This is a genomic window from Clostridium sp. Marseille-QA1073, assembly GCF_054863625.1.
The window spans coordinates 140,787-152,647 of the sequence record NZ_JBSVQM010000009.1 but is presented as its reverse complement, the minus strand read 5'-3'; the positions used below and the strand labels follow the sequence as shown (position 1 = coordinate 152,647).

At 27.3% G+C, this 11,861-nt stretch carries 13 protein-coding genes; 10 read left to right on the top strand and 3 right to left on the bottom strand.

Translation table 11 applies throughout. From position 1 onward, the window contains the following. Window positions 1-169: 169 nt before the first annotated feature. Entirely contained in the window at window positions 170-313 is a 144-nt protein-coding gene (locus ACY1IQ_RS10590; protein ID WP_291564735.1) for a hypothetical protein, read from the top strand. Between the two features lie 192 nt (window positions 314-505). Here the strand turns inward: ACY1IQ_RS10590 and ACY1IQ_RS10585 are convergent, their stop codons facing one another. Together ACY1IQ_RS10585 and ACY1IQ_RS10580 are read right to left on the bottom strand one after the other, a co-directional pair. Then, window positions 506-1,471: a DMT family transporter gene (locus ACY1IQ_RS10585; RefSeq protein ID WP_461613884.1), complete on the bottom strand. Its 966-nt coding sequence runs from the start codon at window positions 1,469-1,471 to the stop codon at window positions 506-508. Between the two features lie 136 nt (window positions 1,472-1,607). After that, window positions 1,608-2,525 (bottom strand): DMT family transporter, encoded by a 918-nt coding sequence (locus ACY1IQ_RS10580; protein WP_461613883.1) that lies wholly within the window; start codon window positions 2,523-2,525, stop codon window positions 1,608-1,610. Between the two features lie 225 nt (window positions 2,526-2,750). On the opposite strand from ACY1IQ_RS10580, the gene ACY1IQ_RS10575 reads away from it, so the two are divergent. Then, window positions 2,751-3,173, top strand: coding sequence for a hypothetical protein (locus ACY1IQ_RS10575; protein WP_461613882.1), 423 nt, complete (start codon window positions 2,751-2,753; stop codon window positions 3,171-3,173). 147 nt (window positions 3,174-3,320) lie between these two features. Further along, window positions 3,321-3,539: a hypothetical protein gene (locus ACY1IQ_RS10570; protein WP_461613881.1), complete on the top strand. Its 219-nt coding sequence runs from the start codon at window positions 3,321-3,323 to the stop codon at window positions 3,537-3,539. A gap of 210 nt (window positions 3,540-3,749) precedes the next feature. On the opposite strand, the gene ACY1IQ_RS10565 is transcribed toward ACY1IQ_RS10570, so the two are convergent. Beyond that, window positions 3,750-4,241 carry a 4Fe-4S binding protein gene (locus ACY1IQ_RS10565; protein WP_461613880.1) on the bottom strand — a complete coding sequence of 164 codons (492 nt, stop codon included), beginning with the start codon at window positions 4,239-4,241 and terminating at the stop codon, window positions 3,750-3,752. Window positions 4,242-4,798: 557 nt separating this feature from the next. Between ACY1IQ_RS10565 and ACY1IQ_RS10560 the strand changes: the two genes are divergently transcribed. The 7 genes from ACY1IQ_RS10560 to ACY1IQ_RS10530 all read left to right on the top strand — a co-directional run bounded on the left by ACY1IQ_RS10560 (window position 4,799) and on the right by ACY1IQ_RS10530 (window position 11,775). Next, complete coding sequence (locus ACY1IQ_RS10560) at window positions 4,799-5,080, top strand: ArsR/SmtB family transcription factor (protein WP_461613879.1); 282 nt, start codon at window positions 4,799-4,801, stop codon at window positions 5,078-5,080. Window positions 5,081-5,524: 444 nt separating this feature from the next. Beyond that, window positions 5,525-6,364 (top strand): pur operon repressor, encoded by an 840-nt coding sequence (gene purR, locus ACY1IQ_RS10555; protein WP_461613878.1) that lies wholly within the window; start codon window positions 5,525-5,527, stop codon window positions 6,362-6,364. A 136-nt stretch (window positions 6,365-6,500) separates the two neighbouring features. Next, window positions 6,501-6,788, top strand: coding sequence for a septation regulator SpoVG (gene spoVG / locus ACY1IQ_RS10550; RefSeq protein WP_039634355.1), 288 nt, complete (start codon window positions 6,501-6,503; stop codon window positions 6,786-6,788). Window positions 6,789-6,975: 187 nt separating this feature from the next. Next, window positions 6,976-8,346 (top strand): bifunctional UDP-N-acetylglucosamine diphosphorylase/glucosamine-1-phosphate N-acetyltransferase GlmU, encoded by a 1,371-nt coding sequence (gene glmU, locus ACY1IQ_RS10545; RefSeq protein WP_461613877.1) that lies wholly within the window; start codon window positions 6,976-6,978, stop codon window positions 8,344-8,346. A 22-nt stretch (window positions 8,347-8,368) separates the two neighbouring features. Next, window positions 8,369-9,325, top strand: a complete 957-nt coding sequence (locus ACY1IQ_RS10540; RefSeq protein WP_461613876.1) for a ribose-phosphate diphosphokinase — start codon at window positions 8,369-8,371, stop codon at window positions 9,323-9,325. Between the two features lie 342 nt (window positions 9,326-9,667). Then, window positions 9,668-10,354, top strand: a complete 687-nt coding sequence (locus ACY1IQ_RS10535; RefSeq protein ID WP_461613875.1) for a response regulator transcription factor — start codon at window positions 9,668-9,670, stop codon at window positions 10,352-10,354. Then, window positions 10,354-11,775: a sensor histidine kinase gene (locus ACY1IQ_RS10530; RefSeq protein ID WP_461613874.1), complete on the top strand. Its 1,422-nt coding sequence runs from the start codon at window positions 10,354-10,356 to the stop codon at window positions 11,773-11,775. Before ACY1IQ_RS10535 ends, ACY1IQ_RS10530 begins: the two co-directional genes overlap by 1 nt. Window positions 11,776-11,861: the final 86 nt, after the last annotated feature.

Sequence of the window (11,861 nt, the reverse complement as noted above, 5' to 3'; positions counted from 1 at the left end):
TAAACTTTAAACATAAAGTGTTAATTATTTAACTAGATGCATAGAATGTAATATACGTGCATAATATTAGAATTTTATTTAGATTTTTTACACATAGTACAGATTTTCATCAATTATATAAATATCTAAAAATATAACCATTCGGTTAAATATGGAAAGGTGTGTTAATATGTTAACGAAAATCAATTCTGAATATCTTATATGGCAATTAAAGAGTAAAAGAAGAGATGACAGGAAGGCAATTGATGATTGTGATAGAATTGCAGAAGGTGTAGATTTAGAGTATGCATATTGGCAATTTGATACCCAATAATAATTAGTAAACTTTTTATATAAATAAAGCAATAATTTAAAATTAATCTACTATTTATAGCCAAATCTTGTTTTAAATAATATAAATAATTTTCAAAATATTAGGGATGTTGAAAGTTAAATTTTTAGGGCGAATAGCCCTACTTTTTTTACTCATTTTTATAAACCTACAAAATTAAAAAAACCGTGATTTTTAATCACAGTTTTTTTCTTTTATAGTATTATTTATAGCTTTTTCTTCAATTATCTTACGGTTAGATGCTGTAAAACGATTTGTACCCCATACACCTAAAATTATTAATATAGCACCAATTACATGATATACTTTGAAATTTTCTCCTAAGAAGACTACTCCTGCTATTATGGATACTATAGTGCAAAGATTTTCAAATACAGCAACCCTTGCAGCTTCCATCTTAGACAATGTGTAATTTATTAAGAAGAAACCCATTATTGATGCAAAAATGGATAGGAAAATTATTGTAAATATAAACTCTTTATGTAGAAAAGGGGTTATAAATGCAGTTAAATCCCCCTTAATTAAACATTCTATAAAAGCAATTATAGTGAATACGAATCCACCTATTCCCATCATAAAATATGTAGTTTCCGTAGGAGTATATCTTACTGAAAATTTCCTTGAAAGTATAGTAAAAGCTGTTTGTGATAATATAGCACCAATTAAAAGTAATATTCCCACCAAACTACCACTTCCACTATCTGTTGCACCAAAAATTACTATTATAACAACTCCTACTATAGATGTCATTATAAATCCATACTGTGCTTTAGTAGGCTTTTCTTTTAAGAAATAAGCTGAACTTAAAGCAACAGATATAGGAATTAAGGAAGAAATTGTCCCTGCTATAGAGCTAGGAATACTTTTTAATGCGTAGGTTTCAAGAGCAAAATATAGAATTGGCTGCATGAATCCTACCAATATTAAAGGTAATAAATTTTTATTTTTAAAATTTACTTTTAATATCTTAAAAATTATTAATATAGACATTACAATAAATGCTATAGAAAATCTAATAGATAAAAGAAGAAAGGGTGAAGTATACCTTAAAGCTATAGATATAAACATAAAAGTTAGTCCAAATAATAGTGCATAAGCCATGCCGGCAAATATTGGCATGGCTTTTTCTTTATTAATCATAATACCATCCCCCTTTACTACTTAATTTTATCATTTAAAATCATAGTATTAAAGAGGGACAATGAAACATCACTATTAATCCTTAAAGAAATTAATTCTTTGAGAATTAATTTCTTTAAAGCTTTAATTAATAATTTTATCTATGATTATAATTTTCTCCAAATTTATTTGTTCCCCATACTCCTATAAGTATTAAAATAGCACCTATTATTTGAAATAATTTAAAGCTTTCACCTAGAAAAATAACTCCTGCAATTATTGACACTACAGTAGATAAATTAGAAAAGACCGATGCCTTAGTAGCTTCCATTTTAGATAGAGTGAAGTTAACTAAAAAGAAGCCAATTATTGAAGCCATTATTCCTAAAAATAATAATGATAGTAGAAAGTCTAGATTATAAAAAGGTAAGAAAAACTTATCTAACGTACCTTGAGACAATTCCTCTATTAAGGAAATTAGAGTAAAAGCAAAAAAAGCAATTCCCATCATAAAATATGTGGTTTCAGCAGGGGTAAAAGTGGTGGAGAGCTTTCGAGATAATAAATTAAATATAGTTGCAGAAATAACAGCTCCAAATAAAAGAATTATACCTATAAAATTTCCACTAGTATTATTTTGCCCACCTAAAACTACTATAATAATAACTCCCACTATTGAGGCTAATATAAAGCCATACTGAGCTTTAGTAGGTTTTTCTTTTAAAAAATAACTTGAACTTATAGCTACCGATATAGGAATTAGTGCAATTAGTGTGCCAGCTACTGAAGTAGCCGTATTCTTTATGGCGTAAGTTTCAAAAATAAAATATAAAATGGGTTGCATAAGTCCTAATAAAAATAAAGGTTTTAAATCTTTATTCTTAAAATTTATTTTTATAATTTTAAAAAATACAAGTATAGACATTACGATAAAAGCGATTCCAAATCTCATAGATAAAAGTGCAAAAGGAGAAGTGAATCTAAGAGCAATGGAACTGAACATAAAAGTAAGCCCAAATAGAGTCGAATATATAATTCCAGAGATTATAGGAATTATTTTATTTTTATTATTCATATTTTTCCTCCTAAGGTAAGTTATATTATCGAAATAAAATATAACACAATTAATATAATTATTTAAGTAAAAATCTTTATTTTAATTTGAAAAAATATATAGGTAGAAAAATTAATTAATATTAAAATGCATTGGGAAATATATGGTAAGAATAGTAGTTGTAAAAACTGCATAAAGTGGTACAATTAAAATATAAAGAAAATTTTGAAAAAAGGGGGAGAATTTATGAATCCTACAGTAATATATATTGCTGGGATAATATTAGCTGTAATTAATGGCTATTTGGCAATTAAGAAAATATTTATTGATAACACCCTCAGTGAAAAAGGAATAAAGAATGTGGTACTTATATTATGTATAGCACTATCATTATACTGTTCAATAATGGTTGTAATTTACAGTAATGCATGTATTAGCAATTTAGATATATATAATGAAGGAGTTAAAACTGGGGCTTTAACGGTAAAAGAGCTTGCAGAAATTAATGATACAATAAAAATGTTAAGTAAATATAATTTAAAATCCATTGTGATAGGATATTTAGGATTAATATCTAGTTATTTATTATTAAGGAATATTAAAAAAGAAATAATTAAAAACCTAAGTTCACCTAAAAAAAGGTGGAGTTGGGATAAAATAGACAATTAGTGAGAATTTTATTTAAAAAGCTCTTAAATCTTGGATTTAGGAGTTTTTTTAGTAAAAAATAAAAAAAATTTAGAAAAATATTGCATTACGAACAAATGTTCGATATAATGAGTGTATAAAGAATCTATGTTAAATTTAGGGGGAAAAATGAGTAGTAATCAAATGTTTATAGAGTTAAATTATGAAAATGGAGAAGAACTACCTTTAGAAATTAGCTTTAAAAATGATGTATATAATAATAAATATATACTTTGTAGAGGGATATTAAATAAAAGAAATTCTAAAATAATTTTTAAAATGAGAAACATAGATGAGGCAAATGAGTTTTTACAAAAGAATACAATGATTAATAAATTTAAGTGTTAGTAAATATGGAAGATATGAGATAACATTTGTTCATAAAAATAATTATAGAGTAATCATCAATCCTTTCGTTCACATGCTCTTTCAACTTATCTTCCATATTTTATATATCAATAATTTATAATAAAAATTATTGGATAACTTCTCAGATATACTGAGAAGTTTTTTGTTTTGCATGCAAATAGGCAATAAAAAGATTAGATATTATAATTATTATTTGTCGCTAGAAGACTTAGGTTTTTTTATTATTTTATCTATGAGGCCAGAACCATATCCCATAGGACAAACCTGACACCAACTTCTAGGCTTATATATTATTCCTAAAATAATACCTAAGACTAATGAAGACATCATGAGTCTAAACAATCCAAACCCTATTGAATTTATATTTCCCCCGGATTTAATCATGGTAATAGTAAACATTATTAACATGAAGCTTAAAATAATATTTTTTATAGTTTTTGTTTTAAATTTACTAGGTAAGTTGTTTTGTAAGGATATATGGCTTAAAAAATTTTGAAGTAATGATCCTCTAGGACAATAATGGGAACAGTGAACTTTCCCCTGCTTTCTAAGAACAAAAAAAAGTGGCATTCCCATACAAACAAAACCTAAAAGCCCAAATCTTATGTCATAGATTGATAGAGTTATGAACAGTACCATAAATATCCACGACCATTTTTGATAGGATTTTCTTTTTTTCATTTAACAAACCTCCGATTATATTAATTGAATATTTTAGATTGGAAATTTTAAAAAATACTTACAAGCTTTGGTTATTTTATAATTCATAATATTTGTATATTCAAATATTACAATATTGTTACTAATAAGTCAATAAAACTTATGATTCAGTATAGTATATATTATAGGGATATAATGTGAAAGATTAAAATATGCACTGGAAAATAAATTTTCTATAAAATAGCTTAAAATCTTAGAAATTAAGAATTAATAATTAAGGGCGAAGAATTTAGGATGAAATTCACTAAAGGTGAATTTCTTAAAATAAAATTTGTTAAAAAACTTCAAAGGTTTCGATGGTGGAGTTTTAACCGTAATTGTGAATTGTGAACTGTGCATTGAGAATCCAATAGCTATAATCGGAGGAGTAAAAAATAATTACTTTTATAGATAAAGTAATTTTAGACTTAATATATCTATAGTTGTTTAAAATCTGTAATTATTGACAATCATATTACTATATCGTAATATCCTCATATAGGCTAAAATAAATGGATTTTGGAAAGGTCGTTGATTTAATGAATAAGCAAGAAATAGAACTATTTACTGAAAATGCAGAGTTATTAAAAGCATTAGCACATCCTGTTAGACTCTGCATTGTTAAAGGACTATTAGAAAATGGTGAACGTAATGTAACTTGTATGCAAAATTGCTTAGAACTTCCTCAGTCTACGGTCTCTCAACATCTTCAAAAATTAAGATCGGCAGGAATAATTAAAGGGAATAGAGAAGGTCTTGAGGTTAGTTACTATATTTGTGATGAGAGAGTTAAAGAACTTATTTCTCTTTTATTTAAATAAATTTAAAAAGGTAGAGTAGTAGTAGAGTAGTATAGATAAATTTAAATCGGAAATTAATATGATTTTATAATATGATATTTTAATTTGTAATACACATGAAAAATTCATGATTATATATATTTATCCCTATAGATTAAGAGATTAATAATTGATTTATTTTCTTAAAATTGTGTTATTTTTATCTGTTATTAAAGAAAAATTGCATTTTGAAGTTATTTTATAATCTTTATACAATAAAATTGCTGTTTACTTTCCCGAAAATTTAATTAAATAAAATAGTATAGTTTAATAATTATAATAAAAGTAATGAATATTGAACAAAATAGAAGTGAATATTTTAAATGTAAATCAGTAATTGTAATATATACAAAAAACATTTAAAATTATAGTTATGAATATTTGCGAATAAATATATAAAATAATTCGTAGAAAGGTAAGTTTAATATGGGAAAGAGTGCAGACAAGTTTAGTAGAAATCAAAGAGTTGTAGCTATAACTAAAACATTAACTGAATCACCGAATAAGGTAATAAATTTAAATAAATTTACAGAGATTTTTAATGCTGCTAAATCAACAGTAAGTGAAGATATAGTTATTGTAAGAGAAACATTAGAACAATTATCTATGGGGAGAGTTGAAACTGTTTCAGGAGCAGCAGGAGGAATAAAATTTATAACAGATATATCTGATGAAGATAGACTGAAATTTAGTGAAGAACTTTGTGAGATTATAAGAGAAGAAGATAGAGTAATGATAGGAGATTTTTTATATGTAACAGATCTTATGTATAATCCTACCATTATAAGTAAAGCAGGAAGAATTTTAGCTTCAACTTTTAGTAATTTAGATATTGATTATGTTGTTACTATAGAAACTAAAGGAATTCCTTTAGCTTATGAAGTTGCAAAAGCCTTAGGTGTCCAACTTGTTACTGTAAGACATAGAAATAAAGTTACGGAAGGCGCCACAGTTAATATTAATTATATTTCTGGCTCAAGCAATAGAATTCAAACTATGTCATTATCACGTAAATCTATGAGGAGAAATAGTAAATGTTTATTTATAGATGATTTTATGAGAGGAGGAGGAACAGCTAAAGGAATACAAGAACTTTTAACAGAATTTAATAGTGAGCTTTTAGGTTGTGGCATATTAGTAGATAATACTTTTGAAACAAAAGAAAAGCTTATTGGTGATTATATAGCTATAGTGGATTTTGACGGCATTGGTGAAGACGGAAGAGCTATAGTTAAACCTTCTTTAAAAATAGATTTTAAAAAATAGTAGTTATAATTACTATAGATTTTTTTGAATTAATTGTTAAATAAGTTGTAATATACAAAATTATTAGAATTTTAGAAGGAAAAATAAAAAATATGGAGAATAATAAGACCTATAGCACATCTTGGAGGTGGAGTTCATGCAAATTACAGATGTTAGAATTAGAAAAATCGCTACAGAGGGTAAAATGAAAGCTATAGTTTCTATAACTCTAGATAATGAATTTGTTGTTCATGATATAAAAGTTATAGAGGGCCAAAATGGTCATTTTATTGCTATGCCTAGTAGAAGAACACCAGATGGTGAATTTAAGGATATAGCACACCCAATTAATACGGAAACTAGAGAAAAAATACAAAAGGCTATTCTTGATGAGTATGAAAAGGTTAAGAATGAAGAGCCTGTAGTTGATGAAATAGCAGAGTAGCGAAAAAGCTTAAGCTTTTTTATTAAATAAAAAGGAGGTTATACTCCTTTTTATTTTTGTGTGAAAATTTAAATAAGAATTACTTTTATTGCAAATCATTACCATATGAAATATAATTAATAAGTGTATCAATAAAAGCGTATTTGTAGTAAAATAAATATGACTTTCATATAAAGAGGTGTTAGATTTGTATAAATGTGCTATCATATTAGCCGCTGGAGAAGGGAAAAGAATGAATTCTCATATTCCAAAGGTGCTTCATAAGGTTTGTGGAAAAGAAATGATAAATCATGTTATCGATACATTAAGAAGTTGTAATATAGAAAATGTGAACGTGGTAATTGGTAAAGGTGCAGAAAAAGTTAAAAAAGGCACAGAATCAAAAAATGTTTCTTACTCAGTACAAGAGATGCAACTTGGGACAGGACACGCTGTAATGTGTGCTGAAGAATTTTTAAAAGATAAAACTGGAACAGTAGCTATATTTGTTGGAGATGGGCCGTTAATTACGGAAAATACGGTTAACAGTTTAATAAATTATCATGAACAAGGTGAATTTAGTGCTACTATATTAACATCTATCATGAATGATCCAGCTAAATATGGTAGAATAATAAGAGATGAAAAAGGACAAGTAGAAAAAATTGTTGAATTTAAAGATTGTAATGAAGACGAAGTTAAAGTTCAAGAGATAAACTCAGGCATGTATTGTTTTGATATACAGGCATTACTTTGCACGCTTTCAAAATTAAATAATAATAATAATCAAGGTGAATATTATTTAACTGATGTTATTGAGATACTTAAAAAAGAGAATAAAAAGGTTGGAGCTATTAATGTACCAACAGAAGAGATTACAGCAGTAAACTCTAAGTTTGAACTTTCAATAGTAGAGAATATAATGAGAAATAGAATTAATAAAAAACACATGGAAAATGGAGTTATATTAATTGATCCAAGTAATACATATATAAATTGCGATGTGGAAATAGGCATAGATACTGTTATATATCCTAACAATGTAATAGAAGGAAAAACTATTATTAAAGATAACTGTACAATATATCCAGGATGTAGAATTAAAGATAGTATTATAAAGTCTAATGTTACGATTCAAAGTTCTGTAATTTTAGAAAGTACAGTAGGAGAAGAAACCACAGTAGGACCTTTTGCATATATTCGTCCTCAGACTACAGTAGGAAATAAAGTTAAAGTAGGAGACTTCGTAGAACTTAAAAAGTCGACTATAGGAGACGGAACAAAAATATCTCACTTAACCTATATAGGGGATGCAGAAGTAGGAGAAAAATGTAATTTTGGTTGTGGAACAGTAGTTGTTAACTATGATGGTGTTAATAAACATAAGACTATAGTTGGAGATAACTCCTTTATAGGATGTAACACGAATTTAATTGCACCAGTTGAAGTTGAAGAAAATACATATATTGCTGCAGGTTCAACTATTACTAAAAAGGTGCCAAAAAACTCATTAGCAATAGCTAGAGCAAGACAAGAGAATAAAGAAAATTGGGTTATAAATAGAATACATAAGAAATAATAAAATATAGGAGGACTACATAATGATACCACATGGAAAAAATATTAAAATTTTTACAGGTAATTCTTATCCTGAATTAGCAGAAGATATAGCTAATGTATTAGGACTTAAAGTCGGAGACTCACAAGTTGGAAGCTTTAGTGATGGAGAAATTTCTGTAAACATAGCTGAAACTGTTAGAGGAATAGACGTGTTTGTAATTCAGCCAACAAGCGCACCAGTAAATGACAACTTAATGGAACTTTTAATAATGATAGATGCATTAAAGAGAGCTTCAGCTGGAAGAATAACTGCTGTTATGCCTTATTATGGTTATGCTAGACAAGATAGAAAAGCAAAGGCTAGAGATCCAATCACAGCAAAATTAGTTGCAGACTTAATTACAGCTGCAGGTGCTGATAGAGTATTAACTATGGACTTACATGCAGCTCAAATTCAAGGATATTTCAACATTCCAGTTGATAACTTAATGGGAGCTCCAATACTTGCAAAATACTTTATAGAAAATGGCTTTAAAGATGTTGATGATGTAGTTGTAGTTTCTCCAGACTTAGGAAGTGTAAGTCGTGCTAGAAAATTTGCTGACAGATTAAATGCTCCAATAGCTATAATTGATAAAAGAAGACCTAAAGCTAATGTTTCAGAAGTTATGAACATAATAGGAGAAATTAAAGATAAAAAAGTTATATTAATAGATGATATGATAGATACAGCAGGAACAATCTGTAATGGTGCTAATGCTTTAGTTGAAAGAGGAGCTAAAGAAGTTTACGCTTGTTGTTCACACGCAGTTTTATCAGGTCCTGCTATAGAAAGAATACAAGCTTCTGCTATAAAAGAATTAGTAATGTTAGATACAATTCAATTAAAAGAAGAAAAACAAATAGAAAAAATAAAAATATTATCAGTAGCTCCAATATTTGCGGAAGCTATTAAGAGAATATACGAAGATATATCAGTTAGTAAGTTATTTGATTAATATAATAAAAAAGCGTTGTCATTTGTTTGGCAGCGCATTTTTTAAAATTCAAGAGTTTTAATGAATGTCTTATAAGATATTTATGTAAAATTATGAAGAAAATTAAGAAAATTACTGTCATAAGCTGTAAAACATAAGAATTATCAAAATAATTTTTAAATAATTTGTAACAAATCTTAATTTTATACTAACTAAGCATTATAATGGAGGTATACTTATATTTGATCATAAGTAATTTAGGCTTCTAAAATAAAGTAGATAGTCAAATAGACTGGAATACTGATTAGCTATTTTGGAGATGCCTTAATAAAGGTCAAGATTAACTTTTTAGGAGGGGTATTTATGGAAGGCTCTATTGCAAAAGTTTTGGTGGTAGATGATGACAAAAACATCTGCGAAGTAATAAAAATGTACTTAGAAAGTTCGGGATATTCTATAAAAATAGCTAATGATGGTAAAGAGGCTCAGGAAGTGTTTTTAAGTTTTAAACCTGATTTGGTTATTTTAGATGTTATGCTACCATATGTTGACGGTATTGATGTTTTAAAATGGATAAGGAAAGACAGTGAAACTCCTGTTATTATGGTTACTGCTAAAGGTGAAACCTTTGATAAAGTTTTAGGGCTAGAACTTGGAGCAGATGACTACATTGTAAAGCCTTTTGAGCCTAAGGAGTTAATAGCTAGAGTTAAGGCAGTTTTAAGAAGATATACTATGGAAACAGAAAACAAAGAAACTATTAATTATGATAGTTTGGTTATAGACGCTAATTCTTATAGTGTGGTTTATAAAAATGAGGAAGTGAAAATGCCACCGAAGGAATTTGAACTATTATATTATCTTGCTAGTAATAAAAATAGGGTTTTTACAAGAGAACAATTATTGTGCGAGGTATGGGGATATGATTATCCCGGTGATTCAAGAACTGTGGACGTACACATTAAAAGATTAAGGGAAAAAATAGAAGGCGGAATAAATTGGCAAATAGAAACAGTTTGGGGTGTAGGATATAAGTTTGAGGTGAAATGATGATAAAAAGCAACCTATTTTCAAAAATGGTGCTTATATATACTGTTATAATATTTTTGAGCTTAACTATAATTGCTACATTTTTATCAGTGTGGTTTAATGATTATTTTGTTAATGGTAAGAAGAATCAAGTATTAGCACAGACAGAGTTTATTCAAGGTTTAGCATCTAATTACATAGATGGAAAATTGACCTATGAAGAGTTGGATAATTCATTAAAATTTGTTGGTGAATACTTCTATGAGAACATATATTTAATTAATAGACGAGGATATGTTTTTGCAGCCACTTCTGATAATAAGAACGTTTTAGTAGGAAAACAAGTATTTGTTGATGAATTAAATAGCATTGAGGATCTTTCAGAAGATGGATATTTAAAAAAAATAGATAAAAAAAATGATTTATTTAGTAAAGATACTTATGTTTTGGGACAACAAATAAAAGATGTTAATGGAGATATAAAGGGAGGAATAATAGTAGAACTTTCTATGTCCTACGTGAAAGAATCCCTTGGGAAAATATATAGAATTATATGGTTATCTACTGCACTCATAATGATATTATCTATGTCCATTATTTATCTTTTTACAAATAAAATAGTGATAAAACCACTTCAAAAAATGAGTTTAGTGGCAAGAAAAATAGCTAATGGTGATGTAGCAAAAAGAGTAGAAATAAATACTAATGATGAAATAGGACAGTTTGCAAAGGCTTTTAATTCTATGGCAGATTCCTTAGAAAAGGTAGAGAAAAATAGAAAAGAATTTATTTCTAATGTTTCTCATGATATTAGATCTCCAATTACTTCAATAAACGGATTTATAAGAGGAATTTTAGATGGAGTAGTACCGAAAGAAAAGGAAAAAGAATATTTAACTGTTGCTTATGAAGAAACTCAAAGATTAACAAGATTAGTTAATGATCTTTTGGATATGTCTGCTATAGAAGAAGGAAGAATAAGATTAGCACTTAGAAAAATTGATATTAATGAAGTTATAAGATTAAGTATTTTAAAGAATGAAGCTAAAATAAAAGAAAAGAGAATAAAAGTTGAAGTATATTTTGACTCAGATGAACTTTTAGTCTACGGAGATCCAGATAGAATTTTTCAAGTTGTGATGAATCTGTTAGACAATGCTATAAAATATTCAAATGAAGGTGCATTAATTATCTTATCTTCTAATGAGAGAGGAAAGAAGGCATATATTTCTGTTTCTAATACAGGTTCACATATAGATGAAGAAAGCTTGAAAACTATTTGGGAAAGATTTTATAAAGGTGATAAATCTAGAACTAATAGAGTAAGTTCTGGATTAGGTCTTTCAATAGTTAAAAAGATATTAACTATGCTGGATGAAGAAATTTGGGCTGAAAATACAGAAGATGGAGTTAAATTTACTTTTACATTAACATTAGCCTAATATTTATATAATTGAGAATTGACTATTGACAATGGACAATTGTGGATATTTCTCAGTTATCACTGAGAAATTTAGAATTTATTCTG